The organism is Stappia taiwanensis (assembly GCF_014635285.1).
In the GTDB taxonomy this organism is placed as follows: Bacteria; Pseudomonadota; Alphaproteobacteria; order Rhizobiales; family Stappiaceae; genus Stappia; species Stappia taiwanensis.
Genome location: NZ_BMCR01000007.1, coordinates 227,235 through 245,339 on the forward strand (window position 1 = coordinate 227,235; position 18,105 = coordinate 245,339).

At 64.8% G+C, this 18,105-nt stretch carries 16 protein-coding genes and 1 tRNA gene; 3 read left to right on the plus strand and 14 right to left on the minus strand.

Annotation, left to right across the window (positions count from 1 at the left end):
* Positions 1-44: 44 nt before the first annotated feature.
* The 13 genes from IEV83_RS16410 to IEV83_RS16470 all read right to left on the minus strand — a co-directional run bounded on the left by IEV83_RS16410 (position 45) and on the right by IEV83_RS16470 (position 12,666).
* On the minus strand, positions 45-554 hold the full coding sequence (locus tag IEV83_RS16410; RefSeq protein WP_244628215.1) for an RNA pyrophosphohydrolase: 510 nt from the start codon (positions 552-554) through the stop codon (positions 45-47).
* 63 nt (positions 555-617) lie between these two features.
* Positions 618-1,796 (minus strand): divergent polysaccharide deacetylase family protein, encoded by a 1,179-nt coding sequence (locus IEV83_RS16415; RefSeq protein ID WP_181761671.1) that lies wholly within the window; start codon positions 1,794-1,796, stop codon positions 618-620.
* A gap of 121 nt (positions 1,797-1,917) precedes the next feature.
* Positions 1,918-3,255, minus strand: coding sequence for a S41 family peptidase (locus tag IEV83_RS16420; RefSeq protein ID WP_181761672.1), 1,338 nt, complete (start codon positions 3,253-3,255; stop codon positions 1,918-1,920).
* The gene (locus IEV83_RS16425) at positions 3,252-4,598 is read right to left on the minus strand and encodes a murein hydrolase activator EnvC family protein (RefSeq protein WP_181761673.1); all 1,347 of its coding nucleotides are present in this window, start codon (positions 4,596-4,598) and stop codon (positions 3,252-3,254) included. The genes IEV83_RS16420 and IEV83_RS16425 overlap by 4 nt, the downstream gene beginning before the upstream one ends.
* A gap of 333 nt (positions 4,599-4,931) precedes the next feature.
* Positions 4,932-5,414: a 23S rRNA (pseudouridine(1915)-N(3))-methyltransferase RlmH gene (gene rlmH / locus IEV83_RS16430; RefSeq protein WP_181761674.1), complete on the minus strand. Its 483-nt coding sequence runs from the start codon at positions 5,412-5,414 to the stop codon at positions 4,932-4,934.
* A gap of 203 nt (positions 5,415-5,617) precedes the next feature.
* Positions 5,618-5,992: a ribosome silencing factor gene (rsfS, locus tag IEV83_RS16435; RefSeq protein WP_244628216.1), complete on the minus strand. Its 375-nt coding sequence runs from the start codon at positions 5,990-5,992 to the stop codon at positions 5,618-5,620.
* Between the two features lie 453 nt (positions 5,993-6,445).
* Positions 6,446-7,108, minus strand: a complete 663-nt coding sequence (locus IEV83_RS16440; RefSeq protein WP_181761676.1) for a nicotinate-nucleotide adenylyltransferase — start codon at positions 7,106-7,108, stop codon at positions 6,446-6,448.
* A 76-nt stretch (positions 7,109-7,184) separates the two neighbouring features.
* Complete coding sequence (locus IEV83_RS16445; protein WP_181761677.1) at positions 7,185-8,471, minus strand: glutamate-5-semialdehyde dehydrogenase; 1,287 nt, start codon at positions 8,469-8,471, stop codon at positions 7,185-7,187.
* 39 nt (positions 8,472-8,510) lie between these two features.
* Complete coding sequence (proB, locus tag IEV83_RS16450) at positions 8,511-9,713, minus strand: glutamate 5-kinase (RefSeq protein ID WP_181761678.1); 1,203 nt, start codon at positions 9,711-9,713, stop codon at positions 8,511-8,513.
* Positions 9,714-9,723: 10 nt separating this feature from the next.
* Positions 9,724-10,767 (minus strand): GTPase ObgE, encoded by a 1,044-nt coding sequence (obgE, locus tag IEV83_RS16455; protein ID WP_181761679.1) that lies wholly within the window; start codon positions 10,765-10,767, stop codon positions 9,724-9,726.
* A gap of 221 nt (positions 10,768-10,988) precedes the next feature.
* Positions 10,989-11,642, minus strand: coding sequence for a GNAT family N-acetyltransferase (locus IEV83_RS16460; protein ID WP_209003211.1), 654 nt, complete (start codon positions 11,640-11,642; stop codon positions 10,989-10,991).
* Between the two features lie 86 nt (positions 11,643-11,728).
* Positions 11,729-11,998: a 50S ribosomal protein L27 gene (gene rpmA / locus IEV83_RS16465; RefSeq protein WP_181761680.1), complete on the minus strand. Its 270-nt coding sequence runs from the start codon at positions 11,996-11,998 to the stop codon at positions 11,729-11,731.
* Positions 11,999-12,048: 50 nt separating this feature from the next.
* Positions 12,049-12,666, minus strand: a complete 618-nt coding sequence (locus IEV83_RS16470; protein WP_181761681.1) for a 50S ribosomal protein L21 — start codon at positions 12,664-12,666, stop codon at positions 12,049-12,051.
* Between the two features lie 466 nt (positions 12,667-13,132).
* On the opposite strand from IEV83_RS16470, the gene IEV83_RS16475 reads away from it, so the two are divergent.
* Positions 13,133-13,222, plus strand: a tRNA-Ser gene (locus IEV83_RS16475).
* A gap of 419 nt (positions 13,223-13,641) precedes the next feature.
* Here IEV83_RS16475 and IEV83_RS16480 read toward each other — a convergent pair.
* The gene (locus tag IEV83_RS16480; RefSeq protein ID WP_181761682.1) at positions 13,642-14,274 is read right to left on the minus strand and encodes a hypothetical protein; all 633 of its coding nucleotides are present in this window, start codon (positions 14,272-14,274) and stop codon (positions 13,642-13,644) included.
* Between the two features lie 626 nt (positions 14,275-14,900).
* Between IEV83_RS16480 and IEV83_RS16485 the strand changes: the two genes are divergently transcribed.
* Positions 14,901-15,884, plus strand: a complete 984-nt coding sequence (locus tag IEV83_RS16485; protein ID WP_181761694.1) for a hypothetical protein — start codon at positions 14,901-14,903, stop codon at positions 15,882-15,884.
* Positions 15,885-15,911: 27 nt separating this feature from the next.
* Entirely contained in the window at positions 15,912-17,699 is a 1,788-nt protein-coding gene (locus tag IEV83_RS16490; RefSeq protein WP_181761683.1) for a vWA domain-containing protein, read from the plus strand.
* Positions 17,700-18,105: the final 406 nt, after the last annotated feature.

The following is an 18,105-nucleotide window of genomic DNA, read 5'->3' on the forward strand; positions in this document are numbered from 1 at the left end:
CTGTCACGACCAGGGGACGCTGCGGGCGGGAGGAACGCTCCGGCTCAGATGGTGAAGGGGGCGAAGCTCCGGACGATCTGCTCGTAGACCTTGCGCTTGAACGGAATGACCAGTTCCGGCAATTCCGCCGCCCGGCTCCAGCGCCAGCTGCAAAACTCCGCCTTGTGATCGTCCGGCGGGGTCAGGATGTTGATCTCGTCTTCCGCGCCTTCGAAGCGAAAGGCGAACCATTTCTGCGTCTGGCCGCGATAGCGGCCGCGGCGGCTCGCCTGGATGATCTCAGGCGAGTAGTCATAGGCATACCAGCCCGGGGCCTCAGCGATCAGGCTGACCGACCGGATGGAGGTTTCCTCGTAGAGCTCCCGTCTGGCGGCGGCGAGCGGCGTTTCGCCGGTGTCGATGCCCCCTTGCGGCATCTGCCAGGCATGGGTCTTGTCGGCCCCGCCGGAGGGGTCGCGCTTGCCAATCCAGACAAGGCCGGCCGGGTTGATCAGCATGACGCCGACGCAAGGACGGTAGGGTAGCGAGGGGTCTGGCATTGCGGTGTCAGGCATTCCGGGGAAGCTCCGGGGCGGGGTTGCTGGCGGCAAGGACGGTGCGTTGGGGCGGACCGTGCCTTACCGGGGTGTTCGGTCAATGGAGGCGCTGATCGGAACCAGTTGCAGGCCGCGTTCCTCCAGATCCTTCGACCAGGCCGACAGCTGTTCGATGGTGACCGGCAGGGCGCTGGCGACGCCGACCGCGACCCCTTGCGCGCGGGCGGTGCCTTCAAGCTGCAACAGCCGGGCGGTGATTTCCGCCGGCCGGGGCACATCATCAATGACCAGATCCGCCTGGGAAAAGGGGGTGCGCAGGCCCTTGGCGATGGCCTCCGCCTTGCTGCGCGAGGAAGAACCGTCGTCGGTGTACATCAAGCCGCGCTCGGTGATCTCTTCAAGCAGCATCGCCAGCGAGGTGTCGGTGGCGCTGAATCTGGCGCCCATGTAGTTCATCACGCCGACGTAGTTGGTCAGGCGGCTGAGCAGCCAGGACAGCCGTTCCCTGAGTTGCTTGGTATCGTGGCTCACCAGCAGGGTGTGCGGGCCGGGATCGTTGTCGGGATAGTCGAACGGCTCCATCGGCAGCTGCAGCAGGAGCTCATGGCCGTCGCGACGGGCATGCTGCATCCAGCGGTCGAGACTGGCGCCATAGGGCGCGAAGCCGAGGGTCACGTCGGCCGGGAGCCGCTCGATGGCCGCCTGGGTGCTGGTCTGCGACAGGCCGAGGCCGCCGACAATGATCGCGATCTTGGGAACGGCGGTGTAGGTCTGGCTTGCCGGACGGGCATAGATGTCGAGTGGTCTGAGACCGCCGTCGGAGACCTTGGGCAGCGGGCCATGCGGGCCGGGCTCGATCAGCCGGGCATCGGGGCGGAACGACAACCCGCCGACGCCGGAGACCGCGACCTTGGCCGGATGCGGACCGTTCTCGGTTTCGGTGGCCGGTTTGGGCTCAAAGCGGGGCCCGAGCGGTTCGTTCTCCTCGCCTGGGCTGCCGTCGCCGTGCTGGCCCTTGTTTTCAAGCGACGGCCGAATCTCGACAACGCCGAAATCGCGGGAAGAGAGGCCGTCCACCGACCGTTCCAGCGGAACGGTGGCCATCGGTTCACCGCCAAGCGGGTCTTCCACCACGCCGATCCACACAAGCGCGGTGGTCACGAGAACCGTGGCCAGCCCCGCCCCGATCAGGCCAAGAGGGAGATTGAGGTATCTACGTTTGCCGAGCCCCAGCGGTGCCGACAGGTCATTGCCCGCCATGATCCCTCTTTGTCGCGTTTCACGGGAGGCTGGACCGGCCGCTCCCTATCGGCCGGTTTCCCGGATGTCCTGGGCCGTCATGTCCAAGGCCGCGCCCTGGCGAGCGCGGCCTTGGAGGATATCAGTTGGGAACGCCGGCTTTCTTGTCGCCGACCGGCGGGAAGGCGCTGTTCGCCTGAACCCCGTTCAGAAGGTCGAGCGCCAGCTTGAGCTGCGAATCGTCCTTGGGATCCGGCGGGACGTAGGCCTGGCTGCCGGAGCCCTGCTCGTCCTCTTCCGCGCCCTTGAGGTGACCGCGCAAGCCCGCTTCGCCCTTGGTTTCCACCTTGCCGCGCAGCTCTTCGGGAAGAACCTGCAGGGCCTCGATGTCCGGGGTGATGCCCTTGGCCTGGATGGAGACACCCGAGGGGGTGAAGTAGCGCGCGGTGGTCAGCCGGATGGCGCCATTGGCACCGAGCGGAACGATCGTCTGCACCGAGCCCTTGCCGAAGGAACGGGTGCCGAGGATGGTCGCCCGGCGGTGATCCTGCAGGGCACCGGCGACGATCTCCGAAGCCGAGGCCGAGCCGCCGTTGATCAGCACGATCACCGGATAATCGCCGACCAGATCGCCGGAGCGGGCGTTGTAGCGCTGGGTCTCGTCGCTGTTGCGGCCACGGGTGGAGACAATCTCGCCGCGATCGAGGAACGCATCGGACACGGCGATGGCCTGATCGAGAAGCCCGCCGGGATTGTTGCGCAGATCGAGGATGAAGCCCTTCAGCTTGTCCTCGCCGATCTCCGTCGTCAGCGTGTCGATGCTGTCCTTCAGCCCGTCGAAGGTCTGCTCGTTGAACTGGGTGATGCGGATATAGCCCACCTCGCCCTCGACCCGGTTGCGCACCGAGCGGATGCGAATGGTGTCGCGGGTGATCTTGATCGTGATCGGCTCATCGACGCCTTCGCGGCGGACGACGATCTCGATGTCGGTGTTGACCGGGCCGCGCATCTTCTCCACCGCCTCGGACAGCGTCAGGCCCTGCACCTGTTCGCCGTCCAGATGGGTGATCAGATCGCCGGCCATCACGCCAGCCTTGAAGGCCGGGGTATCGTCGATCGGCGTCACCACCTTGACCAGCCCGTCCTCCATGGTCACCTCGATGCCGAGGCCGCCGAACTCGCCGCGCGTCTGCACCTGCATGTCGCGGAAATGTTTCGGCGACATGTAGCTGGAATGCGGGTCGAGCGAGCTGAGCATGCCGTTGATGGCCGATTCGACCAGGGCCGCATCGTCGGGAACCTCGACGTAGTCGGAGCGGATCCGCTCGAAGACATCGCCGAAGAGATTCAGCTGGCGATAGGTGTCAGAGGCGGCCGCGTTGGCGACGCCGCTGACACGGACCGGCATCTGCGACAGGGCTATGACGGATGCGCCGCCAATCAGCGCGCCGCACAGCAACAGGGAAGCTTTCCGAATCATCCGCGAACCTTTTCGTCTTCGGGTCGGCTCCACCAGGGGGAAGAGTCGATCGAAATGCCGTCTTTCCTAAATTCTACATAGAGCACCGGCTGCGGTGCAGAAAGGTTGATCGTTGCAGCGCTGGCGATCCGTGTATCGCCCATCGCCGCCACCGGCTCGCCGGCCAGCACGAATTGCCCCTGCTGCACCCGGATCCGGTCCATCCCGGCAAGGAGGATATGATATCCATCCCCGGCGTTGAGGATCAAGACCTCGCCATAGGAGCGGAAGGGGCCGGCATAGACCACCCAGCCATCCGCCGGCGACACCACCTGGGCCCGGGCACGGGTGGCGATCGAGCGGCCCTGGCTGCGTCCGCCGAAGCCGTCGTCGGCACCGAAATCACGCAGCAGCGTGCCCGATACCGGTGCGGTGAGCCGTCCCTTGGCCGAGGCAAAGGCCATGGCCGGGGCAAGTCGCCCCGGATCCTTGAACGGATCCTGATCGCGGACCGTGCCGCTCGCCCGGGCGAGAGCCGCCTTGCGGGCGGCCTCCGCCGCCTCGCGTGCGCTGGCGATCTCGTTTTCCAGGCTGGAGATCAGGTCTTCCAGGGATTTCGCCTTTTGCGCCAGCTCTTCCGAGCGCGCCTGCTCCTGTTCCAACTCGGCCTGGCTGCGTTCCTGCTCGCGCCGCTTGGAGGCGACCAGAAGCTCGACCCGGTGCCGCTCCTCGTTGAGCCGGCCCGTATCGGCCACCAGCCGGTCCCGTTCAGCGGCGCTTGACAGTTTCAGCTTGCGCAACTCGGCCAGGTCGCTGGCAAGGGCCTGCGCCTCGATGTGCAGATCCGGCATCACCGCATTCAGCAGAAGTGCGCTGCGCACGGCGCCAAGCGCATCCTTGGGACGCACGGCGAGCGCCGGCGGCGGCCGCTGCCCGATCCGCTGCAGGGCGGAGAGCACTTCGGCGAGCACATCTTGTCGGTCAGCCAAAGAAGCGCGCACGGCGTCCTCGTTTTCCCCCAGTCGGCGCAACCGGCTTTCGGTCGCCGCCAACTGCTCTTCCAGCTGCGTTACCCGCTGGGCGGTTCGCAGCAGATCCGTATTCAGAGCCTGCCTGTCCCGGTCGATCGCGCGGATCTCCCGGGCGATCGCTGCCTGCCGGTCGGCCGACAGCGACAGGTCGCGCGTCAGCGCGGACAGCTCTTCTTCCCGTTGGGCTTTTCGATCCGCGAGTGGATCCTTGCCCCCCTTCATCTCTTGCGCGGCGCTTGCCTTCCCGCTTGTTGCGGCGTCTTTCGCCGCTCTGGCGGAAGTGCCATCCGCATCGGTCCGGGCCGGTTCCTGCTCCACCGCCTGGGCGGGCATGGGCCCGTTTGCGGGCCCGAACACGGACGTAAGACAAACGGCTGCCAGCGCGAACCATGTTCGCTTCACTCTCGGCAATCCCCTGCGACTTGCCGCTCGGTCTCTCCGGCAGGACATCTTTAGGAAAGGTCCGGCGGAGGCGGGCTTGTTTCATGGACAAAAGTCTGCCCGATGGACGTTAACGAAACGTCAACCCTAACGAGTGGTTAAGCCTCCCCCCTGCTGCCTCGGCATCAAGCGCTATCGGAGAAATTGGGCGGAAAGCGGGCAATCCGCCGTCTCTTACCGTTTTCCCCAAGGGCTGGCGCAATGCGCGAGAGCTGGCGTGACCCGTTAGGTGCGGTGGTACGGGTGGCCGCTGAGAATGGTGATGGCCCGGTAGACCTGCTCGCAGATCAGCACCCGGGCAATCTGGTGCGGCCAGGTCATCGGGCCGAGCGCAAGGGACATGCGAGAGGCCTGCAACAGCGCCTCGCCATGCCCATCCGGTCCGCCGATGACAAGAGCGAGATCGGAGGAGCCGGTGTCCTTGTGCCGTTCCAGCATCTGCGCGAACCGCTCGCTGGTCATGGTCTTGCCGCCCTCGTCGAGGGCCACGATCACAGCCCCGGCGGGCAGGGTGTCGAGCAGTGCCTCGGCCTCGGCGGCCTTGCGGTCCTCGGCGCGCGGACCCCGCGCCTCCGGCAATTCGATCACCGGCGACAGGGTGAGCCCGAGCGCCCGTCCGGCCTTGCGCGCGCGATCGGCGTAGCGGTCGAACAGGTCGCGCTCAGGGCCGGATTTCAGGCGGCCGATGCAGGCAAGGTGAACGCGCATGTCTTGGGCAACCGGTTGGTGTCTGGAAGGAAATGGGCCATCCGCAACGCGGCGCAAGGACGCGGGCCAGGGGCGGAGGCATCAAGGCAAGCGCCTGTCGGCGGCCCTTGCCCGAAAGGGGGAAGGGAGCGCGCCCGTCCCCTTCGCCGGCCCGGATTGGCCGGCGCTCTGCGCCGCGTGGCTTCTTCAGGCCTCGGCCTGCGTCAGTGCCCCGGTGCGGAAACGTCGACCGACCACATCTTTTCGATGTTGTAGAAGTCGCGCACCTCTGGCCGGAAGATGTGGACGATCACATCGCCCGCGTCGATCAGCACCCAGTCACACTGCGGTACCCCCTCGACCCGCGCCGCCCCCTGGCCGCTCTCCTTGATGTCGCGCAGCAGGTGGTCGGCAATGGCACCCACGTGCCGGTGCGACCGCCCGGAGGCAACGACAACCTGGTCGGCCATCGAGGATTTTCCGGTGATGTCGATGGAAACGATGTCCTCGGCCTTCGAATCGGCGAGCGAGGCGAGAACGGTGTCGTGCAACCCCACACGCTTCTGCGTGCCGGCTGCGACGGGATGAGGAGCGGTCATGGCCGTCCCCTCGGTCTCAAAGGTCATGCTCAGACGGATTGCCTTTCGTCCAGTTTGCATTGATGGGCTGTAACGCCATCCGGAATTCTGTCCAGATAGCCATGCCCGACCCGGCACATCCGGGAAGGCGACTGCGGTTATCCTCCCAGAGCGCTGCCGTAGGGTGTAGACCCATAAATGAGGTGATATGGCATGGGAAATGGCGAACCTTCCGCGAGAAAGCGTGCGCAGAGCGGGCTTTTTGCTCGGTCAAGCGCGCTGACGACGCGAGGTGAAGCCATTTCCATGTCCTTCGGATTTGACTGGATTGCACCTGCTCTCACGTCGCGAAAGACTTGAAAATGAACCACATTTCCTGCGTCTTCGCTCCTTGATCAGAAGCAATCCGCCTCAAACCATTTCGACCTCATTTATGGGTCTACACCCTAGGATACGCCGGGGATAGGGGCCTTTTCAAGGCATGGTCGCGGATCGGCGCGGGTTCTCCCGGCCCGGACGGTCACGCAAGGCCGTGGAGGAGGTGGAATCGAGCGGCGTGTGCAGGAACGTCCAGGCTGGTGGCGCGCGCGAGGCAAGCGATGCGGCACAGGCTTCGTCCACCCGTGCGGCGGCGAAGCTGTGGGCCGCCGGCGCCGACAGGGGCGACAAGGTGGCGCCGGGCCGGTCGACGATCGCCACCGGCAGGCGTTGCATGATGCCGCGCCAATCCTGCCAACGGTGGAACCCGGCCAGATTGTCCGCGCCCATGATCCAGACGAAGGTCAGACGCGGACGCAGGCGGATCAGCCGATCGATGGTGCGGGCGCTGTAGCTGCTGGCGAACCGCGCCTCCAGCGCGGTGACGCGCATGGCCGGATGATCGGCATACCGGGCAACCTCATCGAGGCGCTCGGAAAGCGGCGCCAGGTTCGCATGATCCTTCAAGGGGTTGCCTGGCGTCACCATCCACCAGACCTGGTTCAGCCCGAGCCGTTTCAGGGCCACCTCGGCCACCAGCCGATGACCGGAATGCGGCGGGTTGAACGAGCCGCCGAACAGGCCAATCCGATTGCCGGGCTCCGCATGGGGAATGCGCAGCCTCGGATCGGACCAGGGGAGGTCGAACGAACCGGTCATGCGGTCCGCAGGGCGGGCGGGCAGGACCGAGGGCCGGGCATGGGACGGGGTAGGGGACAGGGCAGACCGGTCATCGTCAAGGACGGACCTGTCCCGTGCCGCGCACCCGGTACTTGAAGCTGGTGAGCTGTTCCACGCCAACCGGCCCGCGCGCATGCATCCGCCCGGTGGCGATGCCGATTTCCGCGCCCATGCCGAACTCTCCGCCATCGGCGAACTGGGTCGAGGCATTGTGGGTCAGAATCGCCGAATCGACCGCGTTGAAGAATGCCTCCGCCGCCGCCGGATCATCGGTGATGATGCCGTCGGTGTGATGGGAGCTATAGGTTTCGATGTGCTCGATGGCGGCATTGAGGTCGTCGACGATGCGGATCGACAGAACCGCGTCGAGATACTCGGTCCGCCAGTCCTGCTCCACGGCGGGCTTCGCCTCGGGAATGGCGGCGCAAACCTCGGCATCGCCCCGAAGCTCGCAGCCCTTGGCGATGAGCGCCTTGCAGATTGGCGCAAGATGGGTCGCGGCGACCGCCCGGTCCACCAGCAGGGTTTCCAGCGCGCCGCAAATGCCCGTGCGCCGCATCTTGGCGTTGGCGACGATGCTGACGGCCATGTCCAGATCGGCGCCGCGATCGACGACCAGATGGCACAGGCCCTCCAGATGGGCAAAGACCGGCACCCGGGCTTCGCTCTGCACCCGGGCGACCAGGCTCTTGCCGCCGCGCGGCACGATCACGTCAATCTGGCCATCGAGCCCCTTCAGCATCTCGCCGACGGCGGCACGGTCGGTCACCGGCACCACCTGAATGGCGTCGGCGGGCAGGCCCGCTGCCTCCAGCCCACGGGTCAGCGCCCGGTGCAGGGCGAGGTTGGAGCGAATCGTATCGGAGCCGCCGCGCAGGATCACCGCGTTGCCGGCCTTCAGGCACAGGGCTCCGGCATCCACCGTGACATTCGGACGGCTTTCGTAGATCACGCCGATCACGCCGAGCGGCGTGCGTACCCGTTCGATCCTCAGGCCATTGGGCCGGTCCCAGGCACTGATGACGGCGCCGACCGGATCTTCCAGCGCCGCGATGGCCTCAAGCCCGGCGGCGATGGCCTCGATGCGCTCGCCCGTCAGCGTGCCCCGGTCGAGATAGGCAGCGGTCTGGCCGCCCTCGGTCATCGCCTTGATGTCCTCGGCATTGGCCGCAAGGATCTCGGCCTGCCCGGCGCGGACTTCCGCTGCCATGGCATGCAGGGCCGCGTTCTTGCGTTCCGCCGGAGCCATGGCGATCTGCCGCGCTGCCGCGCGTGCCCGCGCGCCCATGTCCCGCATCAGATCCGCGATGTCGGTCTTGCCCGTGGTTGCCAGCTCAAGCATGGTCCGTCTTCCTCTTGGCAGGGAAAGCCTGCGTCTCGCTCAAAGTTGGTTTGCGCTGCCCGTCTGGCCAGCGGCCTCCGGCATTGCCTGGGCCGTCGGTTCGCCCGTATGCCCGCTCAGGACGAGATCGTCCCTGTGTACCATTTCCGCGCGTCCCGCATAACCGAGAATCGCGGAAATCTCCCGGCTGTTCCGCCCGATGATCCGCTGCGCGTCCGGGTGGTCATAGGCTACGAGGCCACGGCCGATGTCGCGGCCATCGGGGGCAAGAAGGCGCACCGCATCGCCGCGGCTGAATGCGCCGGTCACCGCCCGCACGCCCGCCGGCAGCAGGCTTTTGCCGGCAATCACCGCCCGGATCGCCCCGGCATCGAGCTGCAAGGTGCCGCGCGGTTCCAGATGTCCGCCGATCCAGGCCTTGCGGGCCGTGGCGGGGGTGGAGCGGGCCTCGAACCAGGTGGCCCGTCCGCCGGCCTCGATGGCCGCCAGCGGGTTGAGCCGCGTGCCGCTGGCGATTGCCATGACGGTGCCCGCTGCGGTGGCGATCTTCGCCGCGTCGATCTTGGTGCGCATGCCGCCGCGCGACAGTTCCGAGCCGGCGGCGCCGGCCATGGCCTCGATCTCCGCCGTGATGCGGGGCACGCGCGGCAGGAACTCGGCCGTCGGGTCGGAGGCCGGCGGGGCGGTGTAGAGCCCGTCCACATCGGACAGAAGCACCAGACAATCGGCGCTGGCCATGGTCGCGACCCGGGCGGCGAGCCGGTCATTGTCGCCGTAGCGGATTTCCGAGGTGGCCACCGTGTCGTTCTCGTTGACGATCGGCACCGCCCCCAGCCGCAACAGGGTCTCCACGGTGGCGCGGGCGTTGAGATAGCGCCGGCGCTCTTCCGTGTCGCCGAGCGTCAGCAGGATCTGGCCGGCAGTCAGGCCGCGCCCGCCGAGGGCTTCGGCATAGGCATGACCGAGGGCCACCTGACCAACCGAAGCGGCGGCCTGCGCCTGCTCCAGCTTCAGGGCGCCGCGCGGCAGGCCGAGCACGCCGCGCCCGAGCGCGATCGCTCCGGAGGAGACAACGATCACCTCCGCGCCCCGTTCGGAAAGCGCCGCAAGGTCGGCGCACAGGGCGTCCAGCCAAGCACGTTTCAACGCGCCGCGCTCCACCAGCAGGGCGGAGCCGATCTTGACGACAATGCGTTTGTAGCGGGAAAGCTGCCCGCCATCCTGTTCGCGCGTTTCGCTCATGTCACCGGTCTCACGGATGCCAGGGCTCGTCCGGCACCTGGGGTACCTGGCTTGCCTCGGCCTCGCGGTCCTTGTCGATGGCGCGGATCAGCATGCGCAGGGTGCGGTCGACATTCTCGCCGCTGGTCGAGGACAGCAGCAAGGGGGGCTGGCCGCAGGCCGCTTCCAGCTCGCCGGCCTTCTCGGCGCGGATCTCCTCGCTGAGCGCGTCGACCTTGGTCAGCGCCACCACCTCCGGCTTGTCGGCAAGGCCATGGCCATAGGCGTCCAGTTCGCCGCGCACCACCCGATAGGCCTCCGCCGGATCCTCCTGGGTGCCGTCGACCAGATGCAGCAGGGTGCGGGTGCGCTCCACATGCCCCAGGAACCGGTCGCCAAGGCCGACCCCGTCATGGGCCCCCTCAATCAGTCCGGGAATATCGGCCAGCACGAAACCGCGCCCGTCGATCTCCACGACGCCGAGATTGGGATGCAGCGTGGTGAAGGGATAGTCGGCGATTTTCGGCCGCGCCGCGGAGACCGCCGCGAGCAGGGTCGACTTGCCCGCGTTCGGCATGCCGACGAGCCCCACATCGGCAATCAGCTTCAACCGCAGCCAGATCCACTTTTCCTCGCCCTGAAGGCCCGGATTGGCATGGCGCGGCGCCTGGTTGGTGGAGGATTTGAAATGGGCGTTGCCAAACCCGCCATTGCCGCCTTTCAGCAGCAACAGCCGCTGGCCCGGCTCGGTGAGATCGGCGATGACCGTCTCATTGTCTTCTTCCAGGATCTCGGTGCCGACCGGTACTTTCAGCACCACATCGTCGCCCTTGCCGCCGGAGCGGTTGCGCCCCATGCCGTGCATTCCGGTCTTGGCCTTGAAATGCTGGTGGAAGCGGTAGTCGATCAGCGTGTTCAGCCCCTCGACGCATTCCACGAAGACATCGCCGCCGCGTCCGCCATCGCCGCCGTCCGGACCGCCATACTCGATGTATTTTTCGCGCCGGAAGGAGACTGAGCCGGCGCCGCCGTCGCCCGAGCGCACGTAGATCTTCGCCTGATCGAGAAATTTCATGAACTGGTCTGCTTTCTGTCTGCGCGTTCAGGCCGATGTAACAGGTGGAAACATCATGTGGTCAAGGCAAGGGCCGAAGGCGGCGCCGCGCCGGTGATCGGGAGCGCGGGCCGCGAAGCCCCAGCCAATACCCGATCCCCGGCGTTCCCGGCAAGGTTTGAAACCGGACGCCGCCTGATTTGACGGCGCGAACGGTCATCCCGCCCGGCTCGTTTCCCGCCTCAGGACACCTTGCCCCACCGCTTCAGGGCAAGCCAGGTGCTCCGGTCGAGGCCGAACCTGTCGACAGCGACCGGGCCGCCGGCGCCGCGCGAATGGATCATGCCCTGGTCGAGCAGGTGGAAGCCGCATTTCATCAGCACCCGGCGCGAGGCCGGATTGGTCACCCGTGCCGCGCCGATCAGGCGGGAGGTGCCGGTGCTGCAGAAGATGAAGTCGACCACCGACTGGGCCGCCTCGGTCGCCAGCCCCTGGCCCCAGAACGGTTCGCCGAGCCAGTAGCCCAGATGAATTGCCCCGTCCTCTTCCGACCGGTGAAAGCCGGTGGCGCCGATGAACCGGCCGGTCGACTTCATGCGGATGGCGAACTTGGCGCGGTCGCGGGTGGCTGCCGCTGCCCGGGCAACCAGCGCCCGGCCGTCGTCGAGGGTGAAGGGCGAGGGCATGGTCGCCACCATGGTGGCAACCTTGCGGTTGTTGGCAAGGGTAACAATGTCGGCAAGGTCATCGCTGCGCGGCAGGTCGAGCCGGAGCCTTGCGGTCTCCTGCGGCGCGCCGGCAGCGCAGAAACTTTCCTCGTCGAGACTTTCTTCCAGATCGGCAACCATGATGTCCTCCGGCAATTCGGCAAAGAAAAAGGGGAGATGGTGCCCCATCTCCCCTGATCCTTCGCGATCATGCCGGTTTTCCTCAAACCGCCGGGTCGATGAGACGCCGGCGAGTCATTGGAAACACGTCGGCTTTACTCTGCTGCGTCTACGAGTGGCGTCACGGTGATAAACGTGCGCTTGTTGGCTTTGCTTTCGAAGGTCACGGTGCCTTCGATGGTGGCGAAGATCGTGTGATCCTTGCCCATGCCAACACCCGTGCCCGGATGCCACTTGGTGCCGCGCTGACGCGCGATGATGTTGCCCGGCACGACGATCTCGCCGCCGTACTTCTTGATACCGAGACGGCGACCCGCGGAATCGCGACCGTTACGGGACGAACCACCTGCTTTTTTATGTGCCATGACGAAACTCCTCGTCCGAAATCTTCAATCGGCGTCGACGGGGTGGCGAATTACTTCGCCGCCAGCTCCGTCGCCTGCTCAACCCAGTTGTCGCGCTCGATGCGGCCCTTGAAGGACAGGGCTTCGTCGACGCGGGCGATGTCGTCAGCGCTGAAGGCAGCGACCTGCGCGTAGGTGGTGATACCCAGCGCGTTCAGCTTCTTCTCCAGCACGGGGCCGACGCCGGTGATCTTCTTCAGATCGTCGGCCGGGCCTTCCGGCGCGGTGAACAGCACCGGCAGCGCATCGGAGGCTTCCGCCGCCTTTGCGGTGTCTTCGCTCTTCGCGGCCTTCTTCTTGGCGGCCGGCTTGGCACCGCCGGTCAGGATATCGGTGATCTTGACCGTGGTGAAGCTCTGACGGTGGCCGTTGCGGCGGCGCGAATTCTGGCGGCGACGCTTCTTGAAGATGATGATCTTGCGGGTACGGGCCTGCTCGACCACCTCACCGACGACGCTGGCGCCGTCGACCGTCGGCGCGCCGATCATGGTCTCGGTCTCGCCGCCAACCATCAGCACGTCTGCGAAGGTCACGGTCTCGCCGGCATCCGCGGAGAGCTTCTCGATCTTCACCAAATCGTCCTGGGCGACGCGGTACTGCTTGCCGCCCGTCTTGATCACTGCGAACATGTCTCGCACGTCCTTCTTTTCATTTTTGCAATCGGCGCGCCCCGTCTTGGGTCGGCCGGCTTGTCAACGCACCCTTTGGCGTTCCTGCGAGGCGCTGTCCGCGATAGCATAAGCGCCGGCCGGAAACTTTGCGAAAGACGCAGCCGATGCCGGCAAGCCGGCTCCTCGGAAACGCGCCCTGCCGTCGCCGGATGTCATGGCGAAGAGCCATGGACCTGATCGGCATGAAGACGGCGAAAAGCCTCGGGCAACGAAAAAGGGGACACGAAGGTCCCACTCGAAGCAGGCGGACTATACGTATCGGCGGGCCAAAGTCAACGTCCGAGCCAGGAGAATAAGGCGCGAAAAACGACCCTTGTGGCGCCTTGATGCGGAAAGGCGGTGAATATCCCATTTCGCCTCTTGTGCCCCGCTCCGCACTTCGCTATGTAGCCACCCACCGCGAGGCCACGAGCCGCGCGGTCGCGGAGAGGTGCCGGAGTGGTTGAACGGGGCGGTCTCGAAAACCGTTGAGCGCGCAAGCGTTCCGAGGGTTCGAATCCCTCTCTCTCCGCCATAATCCCCCCGGTTGCCCCCCCCAGATTGCCATAGTGCGATATTACTGCCGTTCACCGCACACCACGAAGTTGGTGCGGCGAACGGCCAGTCCTACGCTGCAGCCTGATACTCCTGAAAACTGGAGATGGCCACGTTCGGCCCGGAGCGGTCATTCGACACGTATTGAAGCAATGGCAGCTTCGCGCCCCCAACCCGGACATTCGAGGCGCTTTTGCCACTCCCTGAAAGCGGGCGTTTGCTGCAATCCTACCGATATTAGCGATGTGCAGGGACTGGACAGCCCGAACCCTAAACGCGATGCGAGATCGGAAGCAGAGAGCTCCGTTGCGCGGTCACGAAGAGCTAACTTTCCTTGTCAACGCAAAATGAGCGTATCATTGAAACAAAGTCTACGGACTATTCTGCAAAGCAGAGAGATTATCGCATAAGGCTTCTTAGGGCCGAACCGGCAGTTGCTGGAGCTGCGACAAGTTTTTCTGAAGCGGTACGGAGACCGTAGTAAAAGTCGATTGCCTCTCTGATTTTCGGAGGCTCGCATGGATCGTTGTGAACGAGTTCGTTCCTTCTGTTAGTTAGAGTTTCAAGGCGATCCAGAACGTCGTCGAAATTTCTTCCTCGCCATTTCTTATTCTGCTTGGCGTTGTATGGACCATCATACTTGACCCAAAAGTCCTTAAATATTTCGAACTGCTCAATGATTATGAGTTTTGATATCGTTTTTTCGGCGTTTCCGATGTCGGGAGATGGGATTCTTACGCCGCCGTTGCTACTGACCTCTGGGTTGGGTCCAATTACCAGTGTAGACGACACTGAAAACTCCTTACTTATCATCAGACAGTAAGGGCGTGATCGGTCTATCGGCACCTCGCCATTGCCTGCGCTTAAAAATGGTCCTGTTTTCCAAGCATCATTGCCGTCTCCAACACAATCGAAAGATGTCATTTTGTTTGCTGCGGTTGCCAGGTCGTACACTGACATGGCTGCCAATAACGCGTCTCCTGCCGCTTCGATATATCTCTGAAAATCGTCCGCTCGATCGCTCTTCACCACCCACCCCTCTTTCGATTATTTTCTGCTTGTTTCTTAGCAAGCATATTGTTCACCGTAGGAGTATTGCCATTCCTTGAGCGCAGAGCAATTGGATGTCAGCCTTAAGTAAGCTATGCGGGCAAGCGGACTGTCATCTCCCGGCCCCGGAGGTGACGTTTCGCCCGAAGCTAGGCGAGCGGCAGCTTTCCTTCCCTTGTCGGCCAGGACCCGCCATTCCGCTCACGGCCCCATTTCGGTCATTCGATCACCCCGCAGCGAACTTCCGCTTTCCGCCCATAGCTACTTGCTCTTTCCCAAAAATTAGCGGGTTATGGCGTCGGCATGGTTCTCCGTTTCGTCGGCTTCGGCCCGCCATAATCGCTCTAGCGAGATCGAGACAAGGCTCCCGTTGGGGGCCTTTTCTTTTTGCGTCATAGGCGCCGGGCCGAATTGCTTTTCCTGAATGAGCCTCCCTTTGCACGATCTTCCTTGCGTATCCCTTCGCCTGCGCAGGCCTCGGGTGAGGCGGATGCCGCCGGGCGACGGCAGCGGAACGCGGACCATCGTGCCGGTACCTGTTCAAACGAATGGGGCGGCGGCATGCACGCCCCGGTAGCTTGCGGCTCTCGACTGACGGAGACGCGGGTATGTGGGATTTCAGCATTGGCGGCGCACTGGGGATGATGATGCGGACCACGCCATTCATCATCTTTCGAATGACGGTCTATTTCGGTATCGCCCTTGGGTACATTCTGGTTACCGGGACCGGAGTGGGCATCGGTTACGGCATCGGCGGGTTTGGCGACGAGGAGTTTCGCGCCACCTCGACCTTCTGGGGCGGCGCCGTCGGCTTTGGCCTGTTCGGCGCGGTCATGTACTGGGTCCGCGAGTATATCCTCTATATGGTGAAGGCCGGGCATGTGGCGGTGCTGGTCCAGCTTATCGACGGCAAGCCGATGCCCGGGGGAAAGCGGCAGATCAGCTACGCGACCGAGGTCGTGAAGGAGCGCTTTGTCCAGACCAACGTGCTCTTCGCTCTCGACCAGCTGGTCAAGGGGGTGATCGGTGCAATCACCGGCCTTGTCCGGGGTATCCTGACGATCCTGCCAATCCCCGGCGCCCAACAGCTGGCGGGTATCCTCCATGCCTTCCTGCGGATCGCGGTCGGCTTCATTGACGAAGTGATTCTCGCCCACGCCATCCGCACCCAGTCCACCAATGCGTGGGGGGCGGCGAAGGACGCGCTCGTCCTTTACGGGCAGAACTACAAGGTGATGCTGAAGAATGCGGCCTGGCTGGCGATCATCGTCTACGGCCTCGGCTTCATCGTTTTCCTTGTCATGTTGGCCCCTGCCGCGCTGGTCGTCTACCTGATGCCGGGCGCCTGGGCGGCCGGCGGGATTGTGTTCGCGCTGCTCTTCGCCTGGGCGGTCAAGGCGGCGCTGCTGGAACCCTTCGCCATCGCCTGCCTGATGCAGGTCTATTTCAAGACGATCGAGGGTCAGGAGCCCGATCCCGAATGGGATGCGCGCCTTGAACAGATGTCGGCCAAATTTCGAAAACTGAAGGCGCGTGCCTTGGGCGGTGACCGCCAGCAGGGCGCGGACACGGGTGATCTGCGCCCGGCCTGAGCGCGGCGTGACCGGAAGGAAGAGACGATGCAACTTTTCAAACCCGCCATGCTGGCGATTGCCACCCTCGGCGCCACCGCCGCTCTCACGGCCGCTGACACCACCGCCGCGCGTGCCACGGAAGACGTGATGGTCGTCTACGACGCCTCCGGCTCGATGTGGGGGCAGATCGACGGCGTTTCCAAGATCGAGATTGCCCGGGAGGTGTTGGGCGACCTCATCGCGACCTGGCCTGAAAAGGCCAATGTGGGGCTGATGGCCTACGGGCACCGCCGCGAAGCGGATTGCACCGATATCGAGACACTGATCGCGCCCGTCCCGCTGGACCGGTCCGCTTTTGTCGCGGCAATCGACGGGATCAAACCGCGCGGGCGCACGCCGCTTACCGAGTCCATCCGGCAGGCGGCCGAGCAGCTTTCCTATCGTGACACGCGGGCAACCGTGATCCTCATCTCCGATGGGTTGGAGACCTGCCAGGCCGACCCTTGCGCGCTGTCGGCGGACCTGGCGCGGCAGGGTGTGAAATTTACCGCCCATGTGGTCGGCTTCGACCTGACCGAGGAAGAACATGCCGGTCTTGCCTGCATCGCTGAAAACACCGGCGGGGTGTTCGTGCCTGCGCAGGATGCCGCCGGGCTCAAGAAGGCCTTGTCGCATGTGCAGGATGTCATGGACCTGAAGCCGGCGGCGCAGGAAGAGGCAAAGGCCGAGCCAGAGCCGCCCCATCTTGACGATCCCGATATCGCACTTGAGGCCCCGGCGCAGGTGACGGCAGGGGCCCGCTTCGACGTTGCCTGGTCTTCTTCCATTTCCCCGCAGGACTATCTGGCCATCGTTGCCCCCGAGGCGAAAGAGGGTGCCTACATCAACTACCTGATTGTGGAAGATCAGAAGAAGGGCGGGCTGATGGCCCCTGCGAAGCCCGGGCTTTACGAGTTGCGCTATGTGCTGAACGACGGCAATCGCACGCTGAACGCGGTCCCGGTGGAGGTGGTGGAGGCCGAAATCGGCATCAAGGCGCCGGCGCAGGTGACAACCGGTGCCCGCTTCAACGTGTCGTGGTCTTCCGTCGTGCACCCGCTGGACTATGTGGCCATCGTCCCCGCCGGGGCGAAAGAGGGCGCCTACATCAACTACCTGACCGTGGACGGCGCCACCGAGGGCGGTCTGGTGGCGCCTGCCGAGCCGGGGCTTTACGAGGTGCGCTATGTGCTGCAGGAGGGCAATCACACGGTGACGTCGACCCCGGTGGAGGTCGTGGCGGCCGAAATGGGCATCACGGCCCCGGCGCAGGTGACAGCCGGTGCCCGCTTCGACGTTTCGTGGTCTTCCGTCGTGCACCCACAGGACTATGTGGCCATCGCCCCCGCCGGAGCGAAAGAGGGCGCCTACGTCAACTACCTGACCGTGGACGGCGCCACCGAGGGCGGTCTGGTGGCGCCTGCCGAGCCGGGGCTCTACGAGGTGCGCTATGTGCTGCAGGAGGACAATCACACGCTGACGTCGACACCGCTGGAGGTCATCGATGCGAAGGTCAGTCTGACCGGACCGGAGGTCGCCCCAGCGAAAACCCCCGTGCGGATCGGCTGGTCCGCGTCCATCCACCCGCAGGACTATATCACCATCGTGCCTGCCGGAGCGGATGAGGGAGCGTATCAGGATTACTTCCGGGTCGAGGACAATCGTCAGGACGAACTGGAGGCCCCGGCGGAGCCCGGTCTCTATGAGATCAGGTATGTTCTCCAGCAGGGCGACCGCACGGTTGCCAGACAGGCGTTGAAGGTGGTGGACGCGCCTGCGCCGGTGAAGGAATGACATTCGAACTGACCATGCCGACCAAGCCCGGCCGCTATGAGGTTCGGCATCTCGATGTCGGCGGGCGGGCAGTCCCTGGACGCGTCATGGTGGAGGTTCGCTGACCATGCCCGGGACCTGATGGCCTCTTCGGCTCGCGGCTGCGATGCAGACCGGAGCCGGGACGTTTGCGGCATTGCGAACATGGCGCGTGACGACATCCTTTTGGACTATCGCCACGCGCTGTAAGCAGTGTCCTTCAGGCGCTTTTCTGCGGGGTGTTTAACCCTGGAGTTTTCTGGCGATGCTTGGGCGTATACATCCCCAAGCGCTCAATCGGGACGGCGCCCTGCCCGGCTGTCCCACCCGCTGGAAAGCACTCCACGGGTCGCCATCGTCTCAAAAGGGCGATGGCACCACCTTCCCG